Below are 22,737 nucleotides of genomic sequence, written 5' to 3'. Positions count from 1 at the left end.
CGGGGCTCACGTACGGTTGACGCATGACGAGCATCGGTGGTGCCGCTTCTTCTGGGATGGTCGACTGGAACCTCGCGGTGGCGACCGCGACCCGGCTGGTGCGCCCGGGGCCCGAGGTCAGCCGCGACGAGGCGCGGGCCGTCGTCGCCGAACTGCGCCGGCACGCCAAGGCCTCCGAGGAACACGTCCGCGCGTTCACGCTGCTGGGGACCGAGGAGACCCACGACACCCCGGTCCTGGTCGTCGACCGGCCCGGCTGGGTGCGGGCCAACGTCGCCGGGTTCCGCGAGCTGCTCAAACCGCTGCTCGACAAGATGCAGGAACGGCGCGGCAGCACCCCGGGCGGCGCGGTGCTCGGCGCCGTCGGCGGCAAGGTCACCGGCGTCGAACTGGGCATGCTGCTGTCCTTCCTGTCCTCCCGCGTCCTCGGCCAGTACGAGACCTTCGCCCCCGCCGCCCGCGACCTCCCCGCCGGCGCCGACGGCGGCGGCCGGCTCCTGCTCGTCGCCCCGAACATCGTCCACGTCGAACGCGAACTCGACGTCGATCCGCACGACTTCCGCCTGTGGGTGTGCCTGCACGAGGAGACGCACCGCACCCAGTTCACCGCCGTCCCCTGGCTGCGCGACCACCTCCAGGGCGAAATCCAGTCGTTCCTCGCGGAGACCGACGTCGACCCGATGACCGTCCTCGAACGCGTCCGGGAGGCCGCGCAGACCCTCGCCGGCGGCCGGCCCGAGGGCGAGGAGGGCGACGCCGGCGACGGCGGCCGCTCCCTGGTCGAACTCGTGCAGACACCGGCCCAGCGCGAGATCCTCGGCCGCCTCACCGCCGTGATGTCCCTTCTGGAGGGCCACGCCGACTTCGTGATGGACGGCGTCGGCCCGCAGGTCGTGCCGAGCGTCCAGGAGATCCGGGAGAAGTTCCAGCAGCGCCGTGCCAAGGGCGCCTCCCGCCTCGACCTCGCCCTGCGCAAGCTGCTCGGCCTGGACGCCAAGCTCCGCCAGTACCGGGACGGCGAACGGTTCGTGCGCGCCGTCGTCGAGGAGGCCGGCATGGACGGCTTCAACCGCGTCTGGACCTCCCCGAACACCCTCCCCACCAAGGCGGAGATCGCCAAACCGGCGGACTGGATCGCGCGGGTGCACCGCAAGAGCGAGTCGTGAACCGGGGTGGCAGTCGTGCACCGTATCCGGCCGACGGCAGGCGAACGCCCCCTCAATCACCCGTCCGAGGGACCGTAAGCCATGCGTAGGCGTGCAATGCTCGGGGAACGGCCCGGTTCTGTCACCATCTACACACTCTGAGTGACCGAACCTCGGGCTCACCCCCCGAACCTTCATGAAGGGAACCGGACATGGGTCCCCATCCTGCGGTCGCGGCGATACGCCTGGCGGTCCGCCGCGTCCTCCACGACATCCTCACCGGACAACACCCCCACCCCTCGCAGGGCCCGCTCGTCCTCGCCGCCTGCTCCGGCGGGGCCGACTCCATGGCCCTCGCCTCCGCGCTCGCCTTCGAGGCCCCCAAGCTCGGCATCCGCGCCGGCGGCGTCACCGTCGACCACGGTCTGCAGTCCGGCTCGGACCAGCGCGCAGCCGAGGTCGTCCAGCGCCTGCGCGAACTCGGCCTCGACCCGGTCGAGTCCGCCGCGGTGACCGTCGGCCGCGACGGCGGCCCCGAAGCCGCCGCCCGCGACGCCCGCTACGCCGCCCTGGACGACGCCGCCGACCGCCACGGCGCCACCGCCGTGCTGCTCGGGCACACCCGCGACGACCAGGCCGAGACCGTGCTGCTCGGTCTCGCCCGCGGCTCCGGCATCCGCTCCCTGTCGGGAATGGCCGCGGTCTCGGGGGCCGGCGGCCGTTACCGCCGTCCCTTCCTCCAGCTCGACCGCCAGACCGCCCGCAAGGCCTGCATGGTCCAGTCCCTGCCGGTCTGGGACGACCCCCACAACGCCGACCCCGCCTACACCCGCTCCCGGCTGCGCCACGAAGGGCTCCCGGCCCTGGAGAAGGCGCTCGGCAAGGGCGTGGTCGAGGCCCTCGCCCGTACGGCCCAGCTCTCCAGGGACGACGCCGACGCCCTCGACACCTGGGCCGGCCAGGCCGAGGCCACCGTCCGGGACGCGGCCGGCCGCCTGGAGTGCGCCAAGCTCTACGCCCTGCCGCCCGCCGTACGCCGCCGCATCCTGCGCAGGGCCGCCATCGAGGCCGGCGCCCCGGCCGGATCGCTGTTCGCGCGGCACATCGAGGAGGTCGACCGGCTGATCACCGGCTGGCGCGGCCAGGGGGCCATCAACCTCCCCGGCCGAGTCGTCGCCCAGCGCCAGGGTGGCAGACTGGTGATTCGGCAAGGCTGACTCCGGACGTCCCGCCGGCCCGCTCGCGCGGGCCACGGACCTCCGGACGGCCGGTGGGACGGGACGACCGAAAGTGATGCGGGTGGACGCGAAAGACATGGGTGCCGACCTCAAGCAGGTGCTCATCACCAAGGAAGAGATCGACGCGAAGCTGGCGGAGCTGGCCGCGAAGATCGACGCGGAGTACGAGGGCAAGGACCTGCTGATCGTCGGCGTGCTCAAGGGCGCGGTGATGGTCATGGCCGACCTCGCCCGGGCGCTGTCCACCCCCGTCACCATGGACTGGATGGCCGTCTCCTCCTACGGCGCCGGCACCCAGTCCTCCGGCGTCGTGCGGATCCTCAAGGACCTCGACACCGACATCAAGGGCAAGCACGTCCTGATCGTCGAGGACATCATCGACTCCGGTCTGACCCTGTCCTGGCTGATCTCCAACCTCGGCTCCCGCGAGCCGGCGTCGCTGAAGGTGTGCACCCTGCTGCGCAAGCCGGACGCCGCGAAGGTCGCCATCGACGTGGAGTGGGTCGGCTTCGACATCCCCAACGAGTTCGTCGTCGGCTACGGCCTCGACTACGCCGAGAAGTACCGGAATCTGCCGTTCGTCGGTACGCTCGCGCCCCACGTGTACGGCGGCTGACCGGCGGCTGAGCCACAAGAGCGGCCGTTGCGGGACGATCGGGAACCCCGGCGGGTCCCGCGCCGTTGGAGCATGCAGACGGGTTCGCCAGCATTCCCGTGCGGCTTCGGACGGCGATGCTGGGGTACCGTCAGAAGAACTGTCTTATCAAACTCACTATGGCAGGAGGGACGGGGCGGCACCGCTCCGTATGGATGGACGTGAAGCGATACTTCCGTGGGCCGGTCATGTGGATCGTGCTGGCCGTCCTTGCCGTGGTCGTGTTGATGCAGGTCGTCGGCTCGTCCGGCGGCTACAAGACGGTGGACACCGGCCAGGTCGTCCAGGCGATCAATGACAACAAGGTCGAGTCGGCCAAGCTGACCACCGGCGACGAGCAGACGGTCAAGCTCCAGCTCAAGGACGGCGTAGAGGTCGAGGGCAGCTCGAAGATCCAGGCGAGCTACATCGGCGACCAGGGCGTGACCATCGCCAACACGCTGCAGACCAAGTACCAGGACAAGCAGATCCCGGACGGCTACACCGTCTCGCCGTCCAAGCAGAACCCGTTCGTCGGGATCCTGCTCTCCCTGCTGCCCTTCGTCCTGATCGTGGTCGTGTTCCTGTTCCTGATGAATCAGATGCAGGGCGGCGGCTCCCGAGTGATGAACTTCGGGAAGTCCAAGGCCAAGCTGATCACCAAGGACACCCCCAAGACGACGTTCTCCGACGTCGCCGGCGCGGACGAGGCCGTCGAGGAGCTCCAGGAGATCAAGGAGTTCCTCCAGGAGCCGGCCAAGTTCCAGGCCGTCGGCGCCAAGATTCCCAAGGGCGTGCTGCTCTACGGGCCTCCCGGCACCGGCAAGACCCTGCTCGCGCGGGCCGTCGCCGGCGAGGCGGGCGTGCCGTTCTACTCGATCTCCGGCTCCGACTTCGTCGAGATGTTCGTCGGCGTCGGTGCCTCCCGGGTCCGTGACCTGTTCGAGCAGGCCAAGGCCAACGCCCCCGCCATCGTCTTCGTGGACGAGATCGACGCGGTCGGCCGCCACCGCGGCGCCGGCCTCGGCGGCGGTCACGACGAGCGCGAGCAGACGCTGAACCAGCTGCTCGTCGAGATGGACGGCTTCGACGTGAAGGGCGGCGTCATCCTGATCGCCGCCACCAACCGGCCCGACATCCTCGACCCGGCGCTGCTGCGCCCCGGCCGCTTCGACCGCCAGATCGCCGTCGACCGCCCGGACATGCAGGGCCGGCTGGAGATCCTCAAGGTCCACCAGAAGGGCAAGCCGGTCGCGCCCGACGTCGACCTGTCGGCCGTCGCCCGGCGCACGCCCGGCATGACCGGCGCCGACCTGGCCAACGTGCTGAACGAGGCCGCGCTGCTGACGGCCCGCAGCGACAAGAAGCTGGTCGACAACAAGATGCTGGACGAGGCGATCGACCGCGTCGTGGCGGGCCCGCAGAAGCGGACCCGGATCATGTCCGACAAGGAGAAGAAGATCACCGCGTACCACGAGGGCGGACACGCCCTGGTCGCGGCGGCCTCCCCGAACTCCGACCCGGTCCACAAGATCACGATCCTGTCCCGCGGCCGCGCCCTCGGCTACACGATGGTGCTGCCCGACGAGGACAAGTACTCCACGACCCGCAACGAGATGCTCGACCAGCTGGCCTACATGCTGGGCGGGCGCGCGGCCGAGGAACTGGTCTTCCACGACCCGACCACCGGCGCCGCCAACGACATCGAGAAGGCCACCAACCTGGCCCGCGCGATGGTCACGCAGTACGGCATGACGGAGCGGCTGGGCGCCATCAAGTTCGGCGGCGACAACAGCGAGCCGTTCCTCGGGCGTGAGATGGCCCACCAGCGCGACTACTCGGAAGAGGTCGCCGCGCTCGTCGACGAAGAGGTCAAGAAGCTCATCGAGACGGCGCACAACGAGGCCTGGGAGATCCTGGTCGAGAACCGCGACGTCCTCGACAACCTCGTCCTCGCCCTGCTGGAGAAGGAGACGCTGGGCAAGGAGGAGATCGCCGAGATCTTCGCCACCATCGTCAAGCGCCCGCCGCGTCCCGCGTGGACCGGCTCCTCGCGGCGCACGCCGTCCACCCGCCCGCCGGTGCTCTCCCCCAAGGAGCTGGCACTGACGAACGGCGCCAACGGCGCGACGGCGGCGATCACCGCGAAGAGCACGGCGACGGAGCCCGCCCCGTCCGCCGAGCGCACTCCGGAGGAGCGCCCGGAAAGCTGACCGGAGAGCTGGTCCAGCCCGGAATGGATGCCGCGTCCCCCAGGTTCTAGCCTGGGGGACGCGGCGTTTTCGCATGTCCGCAGCCATGAGACACAGGAACGAGGCATCAGATGACCGACCCCGTCACGCTGGACGGCGAGGGCCAGATCGGCCAGTTCGACGAGAAGCGGGCCGAGAACGCCGTTCGCGAACTCCTGATCGCGGTCGGCGAGGACCCGGACCGCGAGGGGCTCAGGGAGACGCCGGCACGGGTGGCGCGGGCGTACAAGGAGATATTCGCCGGTCTGTGGCAGAAGCCCGAGGACGTCCTGACGACGACGTTCGACATCGGGCACGACGAGATGGTCCTGGTGCGGGACATCGAGGTGTACAGCACCTGCGAACACCATCTGGTGCCGTTCCGCGGGGTCGCCCACGTCGGCTACATCCCGGCGACGACCGGGAAGATCACCGGCCTGTCGAAGCTGGCCCGGCTGGTGGACGTGTACGCCCGCCGGCCTCAGGTGCAGGAACGTCTCACTACGCAGATCGCCGATTCCCTGATGGAGATCCTGGAGCCGCGGGGCGTGATCGTCGTCGTGGAGTGCGAGCACATGTGCATGTCGATGCGCGGCATCCGCAAGCCCGGCGCCAAGACCCTCACGTCCGCGGTGCGCGGTCAGCTGAGGGACGCGGCCACCCGCAACGAGGCCATGAGCCTGATCATGGCCCGCTGACCTTCGGGGATCACGCCGCCGGAGCGGTGCCCGGGGTGTTGGGGTCGTCGTCCTCCGGGAGCTTGCACACGCGCTCCAGGAAGATCGCCGCCGCTATGACCGCGATGCCGGCCACCACCGAGGCGCCCGCGTAGACGGCCTGGTCGCGGCGGGCGGGGATGTCGAGCAGTTCCAGCAGGAAGACGCCCGTGCCGCCGTACATGCCGGCGACCAGAGCGGCGACCAGGGCGCTGGCCTGGCCGAAGACCACCGCGCGGGCCGCCATCAGCGGGTCGACGCCCTTGGCGCCGGGGCGGCGTTCGCGCTGGGCTCTCAGGCGGGCGCGCAGGGACAGCGCGGTGGCGAGCAGCACCACGGCGATCAGGGCCAGGACGACGGGGGCGGCCAGGGGCACGCCGGGGAGCGTCCCCACCGAGTTCCACAGGCGTGCGCCCGCCCAGGACAGCACCCCCGCGACGACGAACACCCCGGCCAGCAGCCCGATGCGCAGTTCTCTCACGGTGTTCCTTCGCTCCCCGGCCGTCCCAGTGGTCGTCTGACCTTAACGACTACTCGGGCAGCCGGAGTTCCAGGTCGGCGCGCGGCGTGACGCCTTCGCGGGTGACGGCGCCCAGCAGATCGGCCACGGCGCCCCGGCCGGGCAGGCCAGCCTCGGGGTCCACGTCGTGCCAGGGGGCGAGGACGAAGGCGCGTTCGTGGGCGCGCGGGTGGGGCAGGGTGAGGTGCGGATCGTCGGAGACGACGTCGGCGTAGGCGACGATGTCCACGTCGAGGGTCCGCGGACCCCAGCGCTCGTCGCGGACCCGGTGGAAGGCCTCCTCGACGGCGTGCGCCCGCTCCAGCAGCGACGACGGCGGCAGGGTGGTTCGGAGCACCACGACCGCGTTGAAGTACGACGGCTGGCTGCCGGGCTCGACGCCCCACGGCTCGGTCTCGTACACCGGGGAGACCGCCTTGACGCGCACGCCGGGCGTGTCCTCCAGGGCGTCGACGGCCCCCTGGAGGTTCTCCAGCCGGTTGCCCAGGTTGGAGCCGATGGAGATCACGGCCCGCCGGGGGTCGTGCAGGGTGGTGTCGGCGGCGTCGACCTGCTCCACGACGGAGGCGGGCACCGGCTGGACGGTCGGGTCGGCGGGACCCTCGGCGAAGGACGCGGTCATGCTCGGCTCCGGGTGATGGTGACGGTGACGTCGTCGAAGGGGACCGTGATCGGCGCGTCCGGCTTGTGGACGCGGACCTCGACCTCCTGGACCGCCTCGTGCCGCAGGCAGGTGCGGGCGATGCGCTCGGCGAGCGTCTCGATGAGGTTGACGGGCTCGCCCTCGACGACGGCCACGACCTCCTCCGCCACGATGCCGTAGTGCACGGTCTTCGTCAGGTCGTCGTCGGCCGCCGCCGGCCGGGTGTCCAGGCCGAGGACCAGGTCCACGACGAAGATCTGGCCCTCCTCGCGCTCCTTGGGGAACACCCCGTGGTGCCCGCGGGCCTTGAGGCCGCTCAGCGCGACACGATCCACGCGAATCACTCCTGCAATCGTCGGTTGCGGCCGGCTCGTGCCGGATGCGGACGGCGCACCGGCCTCGGACGAATCTACCTGCGGGCACGGACAGAGCCGGGTCACGGGGCGGGGGCCCCGGCCGTGGCCGGGAGGGTTCACCGGGCGTTTCCCCCCGGGGAACCCGGCGGATCACGGGCCGGTGGCCGTCCACCCGCGTGTCCGGTCTCACAGGCGGCGTCTACCCGCTCAGGCGGGGGTCTCGTCGTCCTCTTCCCCGTCGGATTCGGTCAGTACCGGGGAGGCGTGGTGGGCCCAGAGCTTCCAGCCGTCGGGCGTGCGGCGGAACACGTTCGTGGCGACCACCAGCTGGCCGACGAGCGGGCCGGGCCCGTCGCCGTCCTCCGGCGCCGGGCCGCCGCTGAGGATGTTCTCCGTGCAGTTCACCAGGGCCGTGTCCCCGGTGACGGAGACGTGCACGTCGGTGAGGAAGAACTGGATGTAGTCGGTGTTCGCCATGATCAGCGCGTACGACCGGAGCACCTCGCCGCGGCCGGTGAGGACGGGCCAGCCGGGGTGGACGCAGGAGACCACGCCGGTGTCGGCGGGGTCGTGGTAGGTCTCGTCGACGCCGAGGTCGGCGGGGGTGAGCCAGAGGGAGGCCACCTCCTCGAAGTCGCCGCGTTCCAGCGCCTCGTAGAAGGCGGTGTTGGCGGCCTCCACCTGCTCGACGTCGGTGTGGGCGGCGCTCACGGGGTGCGCGCCTCCTCCACGGCGCGTGCGACGCGTACGGCGTCCGCGGTCGCGCGCACCTCGTGCACGCGCACGGCCCACGCCCCGGCGTGCGCCGCGAGGGCGGAGACGGCGGCCGTGGCGGCGTCGCGCTCCCGCGCGGGCGGTGGGGCGCCCTCGGGTCCGGCCAGGACCCGGCCGAGGAACCGTTTGCGGGAGGCGGCGACCAGCAGCGGCCGGCCGAGCGCCCGCAGCCGGTCCAGGTGGGCGAGCAGGGCGAGGTCGTGCTCGGCGCCCTTGGAGAAGCCGAGGCCCGGGTCGACCACGATCCGGTCGGGGGCGACGCCGCCCTCCAGTACGGCCTCCACGCGCGCGTGCAGCTCGTTCACGACCTCGGCGACGACGTCGTCGTAGACGCCCCGGACGTTGGCGCCCTCCAGGAGGCCGCGCCAGTGCATGACGACGAAGGGCGCCCCCGCCTCGGCGACGACCGGGACCATCGCGGGGTCGGCGAGGCCGCCGCTGACGTCGTTGACGAGGGCGGCGCCGGCGGCGAGGGCCCGCTCGGCGACGGAGGCGCGCATGGTGTCGACGGAGACGACGACGCCCTCGGAGGCCAGCCCGTGGACCACGGGAACGACCCGGCGCAGCTCCTCGTCCTCGTCGACGCGGGTGGCGCCGGGGCGGGTGGACTCGCCGCCGACGTCGACCAGGTCGGCGCCGCGCGCGACCAGGTCGAGGCCGTGCTTGACGGCGGCGGTCGTGTCGAACCAGCGGCCGCCGTCGGAGAAGGAATCGGGGGTCACGTTCACGACTCCCATGACCGCGCAGCGGTCCCACTCGGGGAGGCCCGCCACGCGCCCGCGTCCGCTCTGCTTGCTCATACGTTCAGCGTAGGCCCCCGGCGGCCGGCGGCCCGTCATCCGGGGGTGCGGCGGGCCGGGGCCCGAGGTCCGCGGGCGAACGCCGTGGAGTGGCCGTGTTTTTACCGTGCGGGGCACCAGGATTCGCCTACGCGCGGTAAGTTTCTGGCCATGCCACGTGGACGTCATCGCCATTCACCGCCTCTGCACAGGCTGCTGCCCCCGTCGGCGATCGCGGGCGTCTCCCTCGTCTGCGCGCTCGGTCCCTGGGTGTTCGCGGAGCCGATGGTGCTGCGCGGGCTGGCGGCGGCCGGCGCGGTGACGGCCGTCGTCGGCGCGGTCGTCATGCGTCACTGGGACACGCAGGCGGGCAAGCGGGTCGCCGATCTCACCCGCGCGCGGGCCAGTGACGAGTGGCGCTTCGAGGAACGCGTCGCCGAACTGGAGTCGGACCTCGAGGAGTCCCGCGAACTGCGGGCCAAGCTCGAGAAGCGGCTGCGGGCGAAGCGCTCGGAGCTGGCGGGGCTGCGCAACGAGCACGCGGCGCTGCTGCGCCGGTACGCCACGGCGGAGACGGAGCGCGCGAGCGCCCTGGAGGGCCGCCGGCTGCTGGAGATCGAGGCCACGGTGCCCGCGCGGGCGCTGCCCCCGGCACCGGTGCCGGCCCAGGCCCCGGCCCCCGAGGAGCGCCCCGAGGCGGCCGAGCCCGCGCAGGGGCTGCCCGCCCTGTCCTCCCCGGAGGGCGCTCGGCTGTTCCGGCGCGCCCAGGCCGCCCTGGCCCGGTTCGACGCCGACCGCGCTGCGGCCAAGGACGCGGCGGCGAAGGACGCCGTCAGGACCGCCGATGGACGTGCCGGGTCCCCGGACCCGGGCCCGGTCCCCGTGGGCGCCGATCGCGGCGCGCAGCCGGAGGCCGCGCGGGAGGACGAGGCGCAGGGGAAGTCCGAGGCGGCCGACGGGCAGGAGCACGCGGCCGCCGCCTCCACCCCGCCGCACGCTTCCGGTCACTTCACCGTGCCGACCGCGGTCGCGGTCGTCCCGGCCGCCGTGCCGGTACGGCGTCCGGCCGTCGAGGGCGGTTTCGACTTCTTCGGCGCCAAGGCCAAGGACGGCGGGACCGGCGCGCTGCGGGACGCCGTGCAGAACGAGGACCTCGCCGACGTCGTCGGCCGGGAGGCGCTCGACCTGCACGAGGCCGAGACCGAGGCGGAGTTCCGGCGGGCGGGCGAGGAGTCGCGCGGGGTCGGCCAGGTGATCGACCTGACGGCGCACGACGAGACGGAGCAGATCGACCTCCAGGGTCTGCGCAGCGCCGCCTCCTGAACTCGCGCGCGGCGGGCGCGTCCAGCCCGTCCAGCGGTCGGGTCGGGCGTCGTGGCGTCCGGTGCGGGGGCGTTCGGGCTGTGTCCGGAGGAGCCGTGCGGTTTCGTCGGTGTTCGTCGGGCGGGCCGTAGGGTCTGCCGGGCGGGCCGTAGGGGTCTGCCGGGTCCTGTGTCCGTGTGGAGTCGGCGGTGGGCGGGTTCAGGCCATCCAGCGGTCGGGTCGGGCGTCGTGGCGTCCGGTGCGGGAGCGTTCGGCCTGGGCCCACAGCAGCCGTGCGGCCTCGTCGGCGTCCCGCAGGCGGGCCGTGACGGTGCCGCCCGCTCCCGTGTCCACGTGGACGTCCGCGACGCCGCAGCGGCGCATCCAGGGCCCCTGGGTGAGCCGCACGCTCTGCACCTTGGCGTGCGGGACGAGGGCGAGGCTGCGGCGCAGCAGTCCGTGCCGGGCGGCGAACACGGCGTCCGTGGCGGTGAAGCCGTACCCCCGCCACCACAGCGGCACGCAACGGCGGGCGCGGCGCGGCGGCCGGGACAGTGCGGCCGGGGGCGGCACGGTCACCCCGGGCAGCACGTGCGCGACGACCGACTCGGCGATCTCGCGCGGGGCGACGGGCAGCAGCACGGAGTTGGACGATCCGGCCACGTCCAGCTCGACCCGCACCCAGCCGCGCCGGCGCCACAGCAGCGGCTCCACGATGCGCACGGTCTGCACCCGGCCCGGCGGCACCGTCTCGTGGGCACGGTCCAGCAGGCCGCGGTCGATGCGCAGCCCGTCCGGCGACTCGGCGACCGTCCAGTCGTACTCGGCGACGAACCTTCCCACGCTGCTCGCGCCGGCCGCGCCCAGCAGCGGCAGCGCCGTCGCGAGCACTGTCCACAGGCTGTGGGTGAGGAGCCACAGCACCGGCGGCACGACGAGCGCGGCGGCCAGGGTCCCCCAGGTCGCGCCGGTCAGCAGCAGGGACACGGCGAGGACACCGCCCGGTACGTGCAGCAGCCGCCGCGCGGGGGCCTCGCCGACCTCGTGGGCGGTCTCCGGGGCGAAGCCGGCCGCGCGGGCGAGGAGTTCGGCGCGCAGCGCACGGGCGTCTGCCTCGCCGAGGAAGGCGAGTTCGTCCTTGCGGTCGGCGCCCAGGACGTCGAGCCGGAGTTTCGCGACGCCCGCCACGCGCGCGAGCAGGGGGCGGGTGACGTCGACGGCCTGGAGGCGCTCCAGCCGGATGTGGGCGGTGCGGCGGAACACCAGGCCCGTGCGGATGCGCAGTTCGGTCCCGGTCACCGCGTAGTGGGTGAACCACCAGCTGAGGAAGCCGTACAGCGCGGCGCCCGGGACGAGCACCGCGAGGGCGAGGAGCAGGGTGGTCGTGGTCAGCTGGGAGAGCCGGCGCTGGGTGCCGTCCGGGTCGTGCAGCGCCCAGCCGAGGAACACGGCGACCGGCGCCCACGCCCGGCGCAGCGGGGTGACCGGGTGCAACCGCCGCTCGGTCACGCCCTCCGTGCGGCGCACGTCCGTGCCGGGCGTGGTCACAGCCCCGCCGATCGGGCCTCGCCCAGCTCGGTGAGCCGGTCGCGCAGCCGTTCCGCCTCGGCCGGGTCGAGGCCGGGGATGGTCGCGTCGGTCGCGGCGGCGGCCGTGTGCAACTGCACGCCGGCCAGCCCGAAGTGCCGCTCGACGGGGCCGGAGGTGACCTCGATCAGCTGCATCCGTCCGTACGGCACCACCGTCGTCGTCCGCCACAGCACACCGCGGCTGATCAGCAGGTCGTCGGCGCGTTCGGCGTACCGCCAGGAGCGCCAGTTGCGGCCGAGGAGGACCCAGCCCCACGCCATCGCCGCCAGCGGCGCCAGCGCGCACGCGGCCCACGCCGGGCCGGCCAGCAGCCCAGGCAGCAGGCCCGCGGCGAGGGCGGGCACGCCGAGCCAGACCACCAGCAGCAGCCGCCGCATCCGCAGCAGCCCCGGCGGCAGTCCCCGCCACGCCGGCTGTATCCCCGCCTCCGTACCGTCGCGTACGCTCCCCGTCTCCATACGGCCAGCGTACGTAGGGGAGACTGGGGCCATGACTCCTACGACGGAGACCACGGTCGGAATCGGCGGCGCGGCGGAGAGCACCGACATGGTGCTCAACATCGGCCCGCAGCACCCGTCCACGCACGGCGTGCTGCGGCTGAGGCTGCTCCTGGACGGCGAGCGCATCACGAGCGCGGAGCCGGTGATCGGCTACATGCACCGGGGCGCGGAGAAGCTGTTCGAGGCGCGGGACTACCGGCAGATCATCATGCTGGCCAACCGTCACGACTGGCTCTCGGCGTTCTCCAACGAGCTGGGCGTGGTCCTCGGGGTGGAGCGCATGCTCGGCATGGAGGTGCCGGAGCGGGCGGTGTGGACGCGCACGCTGCTGGCCGAGCTGAACCGCGTGCTCAGCCACCTGATGTTCCTCGGCTCCTATCCGCTGGAGCTGGGCGGGATCACGCCGATGTTCTACGCGTTCCGGGAGCGCGAGGTCCTGCAGAACGTGATGGAGGAGGTCTCCGGCGGGCGCATGCACTACATGTTCAACCGGGTCGGCGGCCTCAAGGAGGACCTCCCGGCCGGCTGGACGGCACGCGCGCGTGCAGCCGTCGCCGACGTGCGCTCGCGCATGGACGTGTTCGACGACCTGGTGCTCGGCAACGAGATCTTCCGGGGGCGCACGCGGGGCGTGGGCGCGCTCGCGCCGGAGACCGTGCACGCCTACGGGGTGAGCGGGCCGATCGCGCGGGCCTCGGGCGTCGACTTCGACCTGCGCCGCGACGAGCCGTATCTCGCCTACGGGGAGCTCCAGGACACCCTGAAGGTGGTGACCCGGACGGAGGGCGACTGCCTGGCCCGGTTCGAGTGCCTGCTGGGGCAGACGCACAACGCCCTCGACCTCGCCGACGCCTGTCTGGACCGGATCGCCGAGCTGCCGCCGGGGCCGGTCAACCAGCGGTTGCCGAAGGTGCTCAAGGCGCCCGAGGGGCACACGTACGCCTGGACCGAGAACCCGCTGGGGATCAACGGCTACTACCTCGTCAGCAAGGGCGACAAGACGCCGTACCGGCTGAAGCTGCGCTCGGCCTCGTACAACAACATCCAGGCCCTCACCGAGCTGCTGCCGGGGACGCTGGTGGCGGACATGGTGGCGATCCTGGGGTCGATGTTCTTCGTGGTGGGGGACATCGACAAGTAGCCGCCGGTCCGCCGGTTCACAGGAGGGCCGGGACGCCGGCCGGCTGGACCAGCCAGCCGAAGTCGCCCAGCCCGCCGGTCGCCGTCAGTTCGGCGGCCTCGCCGGCGCTCGCGAGGGCGCGCACATAGCCGGCGGGGTCGGTGGAGGCGAGCGCGAGCGGAGGGCGTGCGCCGGTGATGCCGAGGGCGTGCAGGGCGTCGCGCTGCCGCAGCAGGCGCCCGCCGGGCAGGGCACAGGCGTCCAGGGCGACGTGCGCGGTGATGTCGCAGGTCCCGTCCGGCACGGGCGCCGTCTCGCGCCCCGCGCGGAAGCCGGTGAGCGTTCCGAACGGGGGGCGCGCGTCCGCCGTGTGGGCGTAGTCCACGGCGACGGCCAGCCCGCGCTGCACCCGCGCGACGACCGACGCCCACGCCTCGTCCCGGGGCAGCCCGATCTCCGCCCGCAGCCCCTCCTCGGCCGGCAGCGGCCACCACCGCGCGAGCCAGTCCGCCTCGGCGCCCGACACCGCGTCGCCGAGCCGTTCGGACCCGTCGTCGGCCACGAGGACCACCCGCGCGGTGCCCGCGGGGTCCACCTCCGCCACCTCCACGGGCACGTTGTCCAGCCACTCGTTGGCGAACAGCAGCCCCGTGACGGTCCGAGGCGGCTCGGCCAGCCACATCACGCGGGGATCGAGCCCCGGCGGACGCGCGGCGATCTCCACGGCGTACGCGCGCGTCCGGGCCGCCACGCCGGCGGGCAGCGCGGCGAGCACGCCGGCGACGAGTTCCCCCCGGCCCGCCGCCATGTCCACGAAGTCCAGCGCGGCCGGCCGGCCCAGCGCCTCGTCGACCCGCTCCAGCAGCCGCGCCACGGCCGCCGCGAACAAGGGCGAGGCGTGCACGGACGTGCGGAAGTGACCCGCGGGGCCCTCGGGGCGGCGGTAGAAGCCGCCCGGCCCGTACAGCGCGTCCTCGGCGGCCGCCCGCCAGCCGCGCCACTCCCGCCTCCGCGTCGTCTCGTTCGTCACAGCGTCAGGCTAGGCGCACTGGCGAGCGGCACCTCCACCTTGCGGAGTACGCCGGGGCCCCGCGGATCGGTCCTCCGGTTGACTCCCGCACGCATCCGGCTTCCCTACGCTGGGTTACGTGCAACGCCTCTACGACTTCCTCCGCAACCACCCGACGTGGGTCGACGGCTTCTTCGCCCTCGTCCTGTTCGGGATCTCCGTCGCGGGCGGAACGGTGAGGCAGGAGGAGACGGGGACCGACCTGCCCGTCCTGCTCGTCCCGGTGACGCTGCTGCTGTGCCTGGTGGTCGTGCTGCGCCGCCGTATGCCGGAGAGGATGCTGGTGCTGGCGGCCTGTGTGGGCGTGCTCCAGCTCGCCCTGGACGTGGCGACCACGGCCGCCGACTTCGCCATGCTGGTGATCATCTACACCGTGGCCGCCAACGGCGACCGCTGGGCGTCCCGGTTCGCCCTGATAGGCGGCCTGTGCGCGGCGCCCCTGGCCCAGCTGCGCTGGCCGGAGGACGCGACGGGCGCCCTCGGCAACGTCGCCATCGCGATCTTCCAGACCGTCCCCTTCGCGCTGGCCTGGGTCCTGGGCGACTCCGTCCGCACCCGCCGCGCCTACTTCGCCCAGCTGGAGGAGCGCGCGGCCCGGCTGGAGACGGAGCGCGAGGCGCAGGCCAAGGTGGCGGTGGCCGCCGAGCGCGCGCGGATCGCCCGCGAGCTGCACGACGTCGTCGCGCACAACGTGTCCGTCATGGTGGTGCAGGCCGACGGCGCCGCCTACGTCCTCGACTCCTCGCCGGACCAGGCGCGCAAGGCCCTGGAGACCATCTCCTCCACCGGCCGGCAGGCCCTCGCCGAGATGCGCCGGCTGCTGGGCGTGCTGCGCACCGGCGAGCACCAGGAGAGCGGGGAGTACGTCCCGCAGCCCGACGTCGAGCAGATCAAGGACCTCGTGGAGCAGTGCCGCGACGCCGGACTGCCCGTGGACTTCCGCGTGGAGGGCACGCCGCGCCCCCTGCCGAGCGGCGTGGAGCTGACCGCGTACCGCATCGTGCAGGAGGCGCTCACCAACACCCGCAAGCACGGCGGGCCCAACGCGGGCGCCAGCGTGCGCCTGGTCTACTTCGACGACGGCCTCGGCCTGCTCGTGGAGGACGACGGCAAGGGTGCGCCGCACGAGCTGTACGAGGAGGGCGGCGTCGACGGCCGGGGCCACGGCCTGATCGGCATGCGCGAGCGGGTCGGCATGGTCGGCGGCACGCTGGACGCGGGCCCGCGTCCGGGCGGAGGATTCCGGATCAGTGCCCTGCTCCCGCTGAAACCCGCGCACTGACGCCGACGCATGTCCCCCGTTGACACCTGTCACACCGCCTGCGCCACCCCAGCCACCCCCTGCGCCACCCCAGCCACCCCCTGCGCCACCCCAGTCGCCTCGCCCTGCGACACCCCGCCCGGGCCCGACGTACGGCCCGCCCCGACACGGAAGAGGACCCGATGACGATCCGCGTGATGCTCGTCGACGACCAGGTGCTGCTGCGCACCGGGTTCCGGATGGTGCTCGCCGCCCAGCCGGACATGGAGGTCGTCGCGGAGGCGGGCGACGGCGTCGAGGCCCTCCAGGTGCTGCGTGCGACCGACGTCGACGTGGTCCTGATGGACGTGCGCATGCCGAAGCTGGACGGCGTGGAGGCCACCCGCCGCATCTGCGCCGACGACGATCCGCCCAAGGTGCTCATCCTGACCACCTTCGACCTGGACGAGTACGCCTTCTCGGCGCTCAAGGCCGGCGCCTCCGGCTTCATGCTCAAGGACGTGCCGCCCGGCGAGCTGCTCGCCGCCATCCGTTCGGTGCACAGCGGCGACGCCGTCGTGGCCCCCTCCACGACCCGGCGCCTGCTCGACCGGTTCGCGCCGATGCTGCCCAGCAGCGGCGGGGAGCCCCGCCACAAGGAGCTGGAGCGGCTCACCGAACGCGAGCGCGAGGTCATGGTGCTGGTCGCGCAGGGGCTGTCCAACGGGGAGATCGCGGCGCGTCTGGTGCTGTCCGAGGCGACGGTCAAGACGCATGTGGGCCGGATCCTGACCAAGCTGGGGCTGCGGGACCGGGTGCAGGTGGTCGTCCTCGCCTACGAGACGGGGCTGGTGCGGGCCGGCGGGCGCGGCTGACGCGGCTGACCGGCGGGCGGCGCGCCGGTAGGGTCGGCGCATGCTCCTGTGGATCAACGGCCCCTTCGGGGGCGGCAAGACACAGACCGCACATGAGATCCGGCGCCGGCTGCCCGGCAGCGTCATCTGCGACCCCGAGCACGCCGGCTTCGGCCTGCGCCGCATGATGCCGCCCCGACTCCGCGGCGACTTCCAGGAACTGGCCTCCTGGCGGCAGGGCGTGGTCGAGGTGCTGGACATCGCCCTGACCCGGCACGACGGCGTGGTCATCGCGCCGATGACGGTCACCGACTCCGCCTGCTTCGCCGAGACCGTCGGCCGGCTGCGCGAACTGGGGCACGACGTACGGCATTTCACGCTGCTGGCCGAGCGCGAGACCGTGCTCAGGCGGCTGCGGGAGCGGAGCTTCGGGCACCTGCTCCAGTACGTCGGCGGGACGAACGCCTGGAAACGCCGGGAGAGCTGGGCCCTGCAGCAACTGGACCACTGCCTGGAGCGGCTGCGCGAGCCGGAGTTCGCCGAGCACCTGTGGACGGACCACACGACCGTGCCGAAGACCGCGGACCGCATCGCCGTCCTGGCCGGGCTGACCCTGCGGCCGAACACCGAGGGCGCGCTGCGCACCCGGCTGCGCCAGGCCCGCGTCGGGGCCCGGCACATCCGCTTCGACTGACCGGCCGGCCGTCTCCCCGACGGCCGCGGGCCGGCCTCCTTCGCGGGCGCGTCTCCTGCGGTCGGCTCTTCTATGGCTGCCTGTCCCAGGGCCGGCTTCCGGGGCCGGCTCTCCCACGGCCGGCTCTTTCTACGGCAGCCTGGCCGTGAAGTCCGCCACCGCCGCCCGCACGTCCCCGGCGGACCACTCCAGGCCCGCCGCGCGCACGTACACCTCCGTGAAAGCGATCCCCGGCGCCTTCGCATCCCACGCGTTGGCGAACAGCAGCGTGCCGGTCTCCTCGGCCGTACGGACCGCCGCCTCGGCGACGACGTCGGCGTCGAAGGGCAGCCAGACCTGGAACTCGTTGGTGTGCGGCACCTGCGGATGCACCCGCGTCCAGGGCAGCCCGGCCGCGGCGAAGCCCTCGCTCAGCGCGCGGGCCACCACGCGCGCCTGCCGCACGTAGTCCGGCAGCCTGGGCAGCTCCCGCTCCAGCCCGGCGAGCGCCGACAGCGCGGTCGGGAACTGCTGGAAGACCTGGCCGCCGTAGCGGTGCCGCCAGGCCCTGGACTGCTCGATCAGGGTCCTCGGGCCGGCCAGGGCCGCGCCGCCGAACCCGTCGAGGGACTTGTAGAACGACACGTAGACGCTGTCCGCCAGGCCCGCTATCTCGGCGAGGGGGCGGCCGAAGTGCTCGGTGGTCTCCCACAGGCGCGCGCCGTCGAAGTGCACCACGGCGTCACGCTCCCGCGCCGCCTCCACCACCTCGGTCAGCTCCGACCAGGAGGGCAGCACGAACCCGGCGTCCCGCAGCGGCAGCTCCAGCATCAGCGTCCCGAACGGCTCCTCGAATGCGCGTATCTCGGCGGCGGTCGGCAGTCGGGGCTCGCCGGTGACTCGGACCGGTCGCAGGCCGCTGACCAGGGTGAACGCGCCGCGTTCATGCACTTCGGGGTGGGCGAGGGCGTGCAGGGCGACGGTCGGGTCGCCGGTGCGGCCGGCCCAGCAGCGCAGGGCGACCTGCTGGGCCATCGTGCCGGTCGGGAAGAAGGCGGCGTCCTCGGTCCCGAGCAGTGCGGCGACCTTCTCCTCCAGGGCGGCGACGACGCCGTTGCCGTAGATGTCGGACCGCTCGTCCAGGTCGTACCACTCGCCGGCGGACTCCAGCAGCGTCAGGCGCTCGCGGAGCGTGCCGAACGCGCCGGGGCGTGCGAGGACCCGCGCACGCCGGTAGACGGCCTTGCGCCGCTCGAAGCGCCGCTTGCGCTCCTCGTCGAGCGACACCTGCTCCCGGTCTGGCGCCTGCGCCTGCTCCTGCTCCTGCTCGGCAGCCTGCTCCGGCACCGACCCCGGTGCAGCCTGCGACTCCGGTCCCTCCGCGCCCCGTTCGGCCATCTCGCTCATGGACCGGATCATGCCGTGCGCCGGCCCACCCGGGCAGCCGCTTTTCCCGCGCACAGGTCCCGCGCGGGGGCGTCGCATGCAGGTCGCCCGCGCGGGATGTGCGTTCCCCGCCCAGGATCGCGGTACGCGTCCAGGTGAGCCGCTCGCCCTCCGGCGTCGCGTTGCCCACAGCCTGTGGACGACCGGACACGCCCCGAACCAATCGCGTTAACATGACGAGAAATCGTCCGGTACCCAGAGCGGACTGGAACGGGAAGGCGTCCGTCGCGTGAGCACAGTCCAACAGCCAGATCCCCGGGACCGCCCCGCGCGGCTCACCGTCGGCGTCGTCGGCGCCGGCCGGGTGGGACCCGCGCTGGCCGCGTCCCTCCAGCTCGCCGGACACCGCCCGGTTGCGGTCTCCGGGGTCTCCGACGCCTCCAGGAAGCGGGCCGCGCTGATGCTGCCCGACGTCCCCCTCGTCACCCCCGCCGAGGTGCTGCAGCGCGCCGAACTCGTCCTGCTCACCGTGCCGGACGACGCCCTGCCCGGCCTCGTGGAGGGCCTCGCCGCGACCGGCGCCGTCCGGCCCGGCCAGCTCCTGGTGCACACCTCCGGGCGCTACGGCGCGAGGGTGATGGACCCGGCCCTGCGCGCGGGCGGCCTCCCGCTGGCCCTGCACCCGGCGATGACCTTCACCGGCACCCCCGTGGACGTCCAGCGGCTGGCCGGCTGCTCCTTCGGCGTGACCGCCCCCGACGAGCTGCGGCTGGCCGCCGAGGCACTGGTCATCGAGATGGGCGGCGAGCCCGAGTGGATCGCCGAGGAGAACCGCCCGCTCTACCACGCCGCCCTCGCCCTCGGCGCCAACCACCTGGTCACCCTGGTCGCCCAGTCGCTGGAGCTGCTGCGCACCGCCGGCGTCGCGGCCCCCGACCGGATGCTCGGCCCGCTCCTCGGCGCCGCGCTCGACAACGCCCTGCGCTCCGGCGACGCCGCCCTGACCGGTCCCGTCGCCCGCGGGGACGCCGGAACCGTCGCCGCGCACATCGCCGAACTGCGCCGGCACGCCCCGGCGACCGTCGCCGGCTATCTGGCGATGGCCCGCGCGACCGCCGACCGGGCGCTCGCCCACGGGCTGCTCAAGGCGGAACTCGCCGAGGACCTGCTCGGCGTGCTCGCCGACGGGACCGGCGACGGCACCGGAACCGACGGGACCAACGGCACCGAGGGAGCCGCCGGATGACCACCGCCCTGCTGCGCACCGCCGCCGAACTGCACGCCCGCGCGCGCCGAGGACGCCGCGCCGTCGTGATGACCATGGGCGCCCTGCACGAGGGGCACGCCACGCTGATCCGCACCGCGCGCGGCCTCGCCGGCCCGGACGGCGAGGTCGTGGTCACCGTCTTCGTCAACCCGCTCCAGTTCGGCGCCGGCGAGGACCTCGACCGCTACCCGCGCACCCTGGAGGCGGACGTCGAGCTCGCCGGGAAGTCGGGCGCGGACGTCGTCCTCGCCCCGTCCGTGGACGAGGTCTACCCCGGCGGCGAACCCCAGGTGCGGATCACCGCCGGCCCCATGGGCGAGCGCCTGGAGGGAGCCTCCCGCCCCGGGCACTTCGACGGCATGCTCACCGTCGTCGCCAAGCTGCTCCACCTCACCCGGCCCGACGTGGCCCTCTACGGACAGAAGGACGCCCAGCAGCTCGCCCTGATCCGGCGGATGGTGCGCGACCTGAACTTCGGCGTGGAGATCGTCGGCGTGCCGACCGTCCGCGAGGAGGACGGCCTCGCCCTGTCCAGCCGCAACCGCTACCTCTCGCCCAGGGAGCGGCGTACCGCGCTCGCGCTGTCCCAGGCGCTGTTCGCGGGCCGCGACCGGCACGCCGCCCAGGAGGCGCTGCGCGCGCGGGCGCGCGAGGTGCCCGCCACGCGCGCGCGTGCCGAGGCGCTGAGCGCCATAGGCGAGTCCCGCGCGGCGGCGGACGCGCACGCCGTCGCCAAGGCGGCCCCCGTGGCCCCGTCGGCCGTGCGCGCCGCCGCGCGCATGGTCCTCGACGACGCCGCCCGTCTCGACCCGCCCCTGGAACTGGACTACCTCGCCCTGGTGGACCCCTCCGACTTCACCGAGATCGAGGACGGCCACACCGGCGAGGCCGTCCTCGCCGTCGCCGCCCGGGTCGGCACGACCCGGCTGATCGACAACATCCCCCTCACCTTCGGAGCCGCCTCGTGACCGCCACAGGCATACGACTGCACGCGCCCGCCCCGGGCTGGTCCATCGCCGCGGACGTCGTGGTCGTCGGCTCCGGAGTCGCCGGCCTCACCGCCGCCCTGCGCTGCGAGGCCGCCGGCCTGTCCACCGTCGTCGTGACCAAGGCCCGCCTGGACGACGGCTCCACCCGCTGGGCGCAGGGCGGCATCGCCGCGGCCCTCGGCGAGGGCGACACCCCGCAGCAGCACCTGGAGGACACCCTGGTCGCGGGCGCGGGCCTGTGCGACGAGGAGGCGGTGCGCATCCTCGTCACCGAGGGGCCGGACGCCGTGCGGCGGCTGATCGAGACGGGCGCGCAGTTCGACGAGTCCACCGAGGGCCGCCTGGAGCTGACCCGCGAGGGAGGCCACCACCGGCGCCGCATCGCGCACGCCGGCGGTGACGCGACCGGAGCGGAGATCTCCCGCGCCCTGGTCGAGGCGGTCCGCGCGCGAGGGCTGCGCACCGTCGAGAACGCGCTCGTGCTGGACCTGCTCACCGACGCCGACGGCCGCACCGCGGGCGTGACCCTGCACGTCATGGGCGAGGGCCAGCACGACGGCGTGGGCGCCGTGCACGCCCCCGCGGTGGTGCTCGCGACCGGCGGCATGGGCCAGGTCTTCTCGGCCACCACCAACCCCTCCGTGTCCACCGGCGACGGCGTGGCCCTCGCCCTGCGCGCGGGCGCGGAGGTCTCCGACCTGGAGTTCGTCCAGTTCCACCCCACGGTGCTCTTCCTCGGCCCCGACGCCGAGGGCCAGCAGCCGCTGGTCTCCGAGGCCGTGCGCGGCGAGGGCGCCCACCTGGTCGACGCCGACGGGGTGCGGTTCATGGTCGGCCAGCACGAGCTGGCCGAGCTGGCCCCGCGGGACATCGTCGCCAAGGGCATCATGCGGCGGATGCACGAGCAGGACGCCGAACACATGTTCCTGGACGCGCGGCACTTCGGGGCCGACATGTGGGAGCACCGCTTCCCCACGATCCTCGCCGCCTGCCGCGCCCACGGCATCGACCCCGTCCGCGAACCCATCCCGATCGCCCCGGCCGCCCATTACGCTTCCGGCGGCGTGCGCACCGACTCCCGCGGCCGGACCACCGTCCCCGGCCTCTACGCCTGCGGCGAGGTCGCCTGCACCGGCGTGCACGGCGCCAACCGGCTCGCCTCCAACAGCCTCCTCGAAGGCCTGGTCTACGCCGAGCGCATCGCCGCCGACATCGCCGCGGCCCACGCCGAAAGCGGCCTCCACACGCGCGTGCCGGAGCCCGTGTCCCACCCGGAGATCCCCGCGCACCCCCTGCTCGCCCCCGAGGACCGCTTCACCATCCAGCGGACCATGACCCGGGGCGCGGGCGTCCTGCGCTCGGCCGCCTCGCTGGCCGGCGCCGCCGAACAGCTCCAGCGGCTGCACGCCGAGGCCCGCGACGCCCTGCACGAGAACGGCAAGACGGCCGAGCCCGGCGTCGACACCTGGGAGACCACCAACCTGCTGTGCGTGGCCCGCGTCCTGGTGGCCGCGGCCCTGATGCGGGAGGAGACCCGGGGCTGCCACTGGCGCGAGGACCACGCCGGACGCGACGACGACGCCTGGCGCCGCCACATCGTCGTACGGCTGAATCCGGACCGCACACTCGCCGTACGCACCACCGATACCGCAGACTTCCCCCCAGTCCGCCCGCACCATCCGGCGCACCGTCCCCAGGAGCAGTGACAGCA

At 73.6% G+C, this 22,737-nt stretch carries 22 protein-coding genes; 13 read left to right on the top strand and 9 right to left on the bottom strand.

The window, feature by feature from the left end:
• Nucleotides 1-23: 23 nt before the first annotated feature.
• The 5 genes from ACZ6KF_RS30770 to folE all read left to right on the top strand — a co-directional run bounded on the left by ACZ6KF_RS30770 (nucleotide 24) and on the right by folE (nucleotide 5,946).
• Complete coding sequence (locus tag ACZ6KF_RS30770; RefSeq protein WP_356635013.1) at nucleotides 24-1,166, top strand: zinc-dependent metalloprotease; 1,143 nt, start codon at nucleotides 24-26, stop codon at nucleotides 1,164-1,166.
• 191 nt (nucleotides 1,167-1,357) lie between these two features.
• Nucleotides 1,358-2,362: a tRNA lysidine(34) synthetase TilS gene (gene tilS / locus ACZ6KF_RS30765; protein WP_469241353.1), complete on the top strand. Its 1,005-nt coding sequence runs from the start codon at nucleotides 1,358-1,360 to the stop codon at nucleotides 2,360-2,362.
• 76 nt (nucleotides 2,363-2,438) lie between these two features.
• Nucleotides 2,439-2,999 carry a hypoxanthine phosphoribosyltransferase gene (hpt, locus tag ACZ6KF_RS30760; protein WP_356635009.1) on the top strand — a complete coding sequence of 187 codons (561 nt, stop codon included), beginning with the start codon at nucleotides 2,439-2,441 and terminating at the stop codon, nucleotides 2,997-2,999.
• 194 nt (nucleotides 3,000-3,193) lie between these two features.
• Nucleotides 3,194-5,230, top strand: a complete 2,037-nt coding sequence (ftsH, locus tag ACZ6KF_RS30755) for an ATP-dependent zinc metalloprotease FtsH (protein WP_469177632.1) — start codon at nucleotides 3,194-3,196, stop codon at nucleotides 5,228-5,230.
• Nucleotides 5,231-5,340: 110 nt separating this feature from the next.
• Nucleotides 5,341-5,946 (top strand): GTP cyclohydrolase I FolE, encoded by a 606-nt coding sequence (folE, locus tag ACZ6KF_RS30750; protein WP_356635005.1) that lies wholly within the window; start codon nucleotides 5,341-5,343, stop codon nucleotides 5,944-5,946.
• A gap of 10 nt (nucleotides 5,947-5,956) precedes the next feature.
• Here the strand turns inward: folE and ACZ6KF_RS30745 are convergent, their stop codons facing one another.
• The 5 genes from ACZ6KF_RS30745 to folP form a co-directional block, all read right to left on the bottom strand.
• Nucleotides 5,957-6,445 carry a DUF3180 domain-containing protein gene (locus ACZ6KF_RS30745; protein WP_469159609.1) on the bottom strand — a complete coding sequence of 163 codons (489 nt, stop codon included), beginning with the start codon at nucleotides 6,443-6,445 and terminating at the stop codon, nucleotides 5,957-5,959.
• Between the two features lie 49 nt (nucleotides 6,446-6,494).
• Nucleotides 6,495-7,106 (bottom strand): 2-amino-4-hydroxy-6-hydroxymethyldihydropteridine diphosphokinase, encoded by a 612-nt coding sequence (gene folK / locus ACZ6KF_RS30740; protein ID WP_469241351.1) that lies wholly within the window; start codon nucleotides 7,104-7,106, stop codon nucleotides 6,495-6,497.
• On the bottom strand, nucleotides 7,103-7,462 hold the full coding sequence (gene folB, locus ACZ6KF_RS30735) for a dihydroneopterin aldolase (protein WP_356634999.1): 360 nt from the start codon (nucleotides 7,460-7,462) through the stop codon (nucleotides 7,103-7,105). Before folB ends, folK begins: the two co-directional genes overlap by 4 nt.
• Nucleotides 7,463-7,690: 228 nt before the next feature.
• The gene (locus ACZ6KF_RS30730; protein ID WP_356634997.1) at nucleotides 7,691-8,194 is read right to left on the bottom strand and encodes a nuclear transport factor 2 family protein; all 504 of its coding nucleotides are present in this window, start codon (nucleotides 8,192-8,194) and stop codon (nucleotides 7,691-7,693) included.
• Nucleotides 8,191-9,057 carry a dihydropteroate synthase gene (folP, locus tag ACZ6KF_RS30725; RefSeq protein WP_469159610.1) on the bottom strand — a complete coding sequence of 289 codons (867 nt, stop codon included), beginning with the start codon at nucleotides 9,055-9,057 and terminating at the stop codon, nucleotides 8,191-8,193. The genes ACZ6KF_RS30730 and folP overlap by 4 nt, the downstream gene beginning before the upstream one ends.
• Before the next feature lie 150 nt (nucleotides 9,058-9,207).
• Here folP and ACZ6KF_RS30720 point away from each other — a divergent pair, with 150 nt between their 5' ends.
• Nucleotides 9,208-10,359, top strand: a complete 1,152-nt coding sequence (locus ACZ6KF_RS30720; RefSeq protein ID WP_469241349.1) for a hypothetical protein — start codon at nucleotides 9,208-9,210, stop codon at nucleotides 10,357-10,359.
• Nucleotides 10,360-10,557: 198 nt separating this feature from the next.
• Here ACZ6KF_RS30720 and ACZ6KF_RS30715 read toward each other — a convergent pair whose 3' ends face one another.
• Entirely contained in the window at nucleotides 10,558-11,886 is a 1,329-nt protein-coding gene (locus ACZ6KF_RS30715) for a PH domain-containing protein (RefSeq protein WP_356634991.1), read from the bottom strand.
• Complete coding sequence (locus tag ACZ6KF_RS30710; protein WP_356634989.1) at nucleotides 11,883-12,386, bottom strand: PH domain-containing protein; 504 nt, start codon at nucleotides 12,384-12,386, stop codon at nucleotides 11,883-11,885. The genes ACZ6KF_RS30715 and ACZ6KF_RS30710 overlap by 4 nt, the downstream gene beginning before the upstream one ends.
• Nucleotides 12,387-12,417: 31 nt before the next feature.
• Between ACZ6KF_RS30710 and ACZ6KF_RS30705 the strand changes: the two genes are divergently transcribed.
• Complete coding sequence (locus tag ACZ6KF_RS30705) at nucleotides 12,418-13,569, top strand: NADH-quinone oxidoreductase subunit D (protein WP_356634987.1); 1,152 nt, start codon at nucleotides 12,418-12,420, stop codon at nucleotides 13,567-13,569.
• Between the two features lie 16 nt (nucleotides 13,570-13,585).
• Here the strand turns inward: ACZ6KF_RS30705 and ACZ6KF_RS30700 are convergent, their stop codons facing one another.
• Nucleotides 13,586-14,578, bottom strand: coding sequence for an SAM-dependent methyltransferase (locus tag ACZ6KF_RS30700; RefSeq protein WP_469241346.1), 993 nt, complete (start codon nucleotides 14,576-14,578; stop codon nucleotides 13,586-13,588).
• A gap of 118 nt (nucleotides 14,579-14,696) precedes the next feature.
• Here ACZ6KF_RS30700 and ACZ6KF_RS30695 point away from each other — a divergent pair, with 118 nt between their 5' ends.
• From ACZ6KF_RS30695 to ACZ6KF_RS30685, 3 genes are all read left to right on the top strand, one after another.
• Nucleotides 14,697-15,899 carry a sensor histidine kinase gene (locus tag ACZ6KF_RS30695; protein ID WP_356634983.1) on the top strand — a complete coding sequence of 401 codons (1,203 nt, stop codon included), beginning with the start codon at nucleotides 14,697-14,699 and terminating at the stop codon, nucleotides 15,897-15,899.
• A 161-nt stretch (nucleotides 15,900-16,060) separates the two neighbouring features.
• Nucleotides 16,061-16,732, top strand: a complete 672-nt coding sequence (locus tag ACZ6KF_RS30690) for a response regulator transcription factor (protein WP_356634981.1) — start codon at nucleotides 16,061-16,063, stop codon at nucleotides 16,730-16,732.
• A 40-nt stretch (nucleotides 16,733-16,772) separates the two neighbouring features.
• The gene (locus tag ACZ6KF_RS30685) at nucleotides 16,773-17,405 is read left to right on the top strand and encodes an AAA family ATPase (RefSeq protein ID WP_469159615.1); all 633 of its coding nucleotides are present in this window, start codon (nucleotides 16,773-16,775) and stop codon (nucleotides 17,403-17,405) included.
• Between the two features lie 129 nt (nucleotides 17,406-17,534).
• On the opposite strand, the gene ACZ6KF_RS30680 is transcribed toward ACZ6KF_RS30685, so the two are convergent.
• Nucleotides 17,535-18,791 (bottom strand): threonine aldolase family protein, encoded by a 1,257-nt coding sequence (locus ACZ6KF_RS30680; RefSeq protein WP_469241345.1) that lies wholly within the window; start codon nucleotides 18,789-18,791, stop codon nucleotides 17,535-17,537.
• 268 nt (nucleotides 18,792-19,059) lie between these two features.
• On the opposite strand from ACZ6KF_RS30680, the gene ACZ6KF_RS30675 reads away from it, so the two are divergent.
• The 3 genes from ACZ6KF_RS30675 to ACZ6KF_RS30665 are packed head-to-tail and all read left to right on the top strand — an operon-like array spanning nucleotide 19,060 to nucleotide 22,732.
• Nucleotides 19,060-20,016 carry a Rossmann-like and DUF2520 domain-containing protein gene (locus tag ACZ6KF_RS30675; protein WP_356634977.1) on the top strand — a complete coding sequence of 319 codons (957 nt, stop codon included), beginning with the start codon at nucleotides 19,060-19,062 and terminating at the stop codon, nucleotides 20,014-20,016.
• Nucleotides 20,013-21,005 (top strand): pantoate--beta-alanine ligase, encoded by a 993-nt coding sequence (gene panC, locus ACZ6KF_RS30670; protein WP_469241343.1) that lies wholly within the window; start codon nucleotides 20,013-20,015, stop codon nucleotides 21,003-21,005. Before ACZ6KF_RS30675 ends, panC begins: the two co-directional genes overlap by 4 nt.
• Nucleotides 21,002-22,732, top strand: a complete 1,731-nt coding sequence (locus ACZ6KF_RS30665) for an L-aspartate oxidase (RefSeq protein ID WP_469159619.1) — start codon at nucleotides 21,002-21,004, stop codon at nucleotides 22,730-22,732. The genes panC and ACZ6KF_RS30665 overlap by 4 nt, the downstream gene beginning before the upstream one ends.
• Nucleotides 22,733-22,737: the final 5 nt, after the last annotated feature.

This window comes from Streptomyces sp. NPDC046379, assembly GCF_055587785.1.
The sequence above is the reverse complement of the archived record's forward strand: the minus strand, read 5'-3'. Positions and strand labels throughout refer to the sequence as shown.

Excerpts from the sequence above, each read along its gene's own strand:
- ACZ6KF_RS30770 (WP_356635013.1), top strand. The coding sequence starts at position 24 with ATGACGAGCATCGGTGGTGCCGCTTCTTCTGGGATGGTCGACTGGAAC.
- panC (WP_469241343.1), top strand. The coding sequence starts at position 20,013 with ATGACCACCGCCCTGCTGCGCACCGCCGCCGAACTGCACGCCCGCGCG.
- ACZ6KF_RS30720 (WP_469241349.1), top strand. The coding sequence starts at position 9,208 with ATGCCACGTGGACGTCATCGCCATTCACCGCCTCTGCACAGGCTGCTG.
- folE (WP_356635005.1), top strand. The coding sequence starts at position 5,341 with ATGACCGACCCCGTCACGCTGGACGGCGAGGGCCAGATCGGCCAGTTC.
- hpt (WP_356635009.1), top strand. The coding sequence starts at position 2,439 with ATGCGGGTGGACGCGAAAGACATGGGTGCCGACCTCAAGCAGGTGCTC.
- ACZ6KF_RS30710 (WP_356634989.1), bottom strand. The coding sequence starts at position 12,386 with ATGGAGACGGGGAGCGTACGCGACGGTACGGAGGCGGGGATACAGCCG.
- ACZ6KF_RS30690 (WP_356634981.1), top strand. The coding sequence starts at position 16,061 with ATGACGATCCGCGTGATGCTCGTCGACGACCAGGTGCTGCTGCGCACC.
- folK (WP_469241351.1), bottom strand. The coding sequence starts at position 7,106 with ATGACCGCGTCCTTCGCCGAGGGTCCCGCCGACCCGACCGTCCAGCCG.
- folP (WP_469159610.1), bottom strand. The coding sequence starts at position 9,057 with ATGAGCAAGCAGAGCGGACGCGGGCGCGTGGCGGGCCTCCCCGAGTGG.
- ACZ6KF_RS30705 (WP_356634987.1), top strand. The coding sequence starts at position 12,418 with ATGACTCCTACGACGGAGACCACGGTCGGAATCGGCGGCGCGGCGGAG.
- ACZ6KF_RS30685 (WP_469159615.1), top strand. The coding sequence starts at position 16,773 with ATGCTCCTGTGGATCAACGGCCCCTTCGGGGGCGGCAAGACACAGACC.
- ACZ6KF_RS30680 (WP_469241345.1), bottom strand. The coding sequence starts at position 18,791 with ATGAGCGAGATGGCCGAACGGGGCGCGGAGGGACCGGAGTCGCAGGCT.
- tilS (WP_469241353.1), top strand. The coding sequence starts at position 1,358 with ATGGGTCCCCATCCTGCGGTCGCGGCGATACGCCTGGCGGTCCGCCGC.
- ftsH (WP_469177632.1), top strand. The coding sequence starts at position 3,194 with ATGGACGTGAAGCGATACTTCCGTGGGCCGGTCATGTGGATCGTGCTG.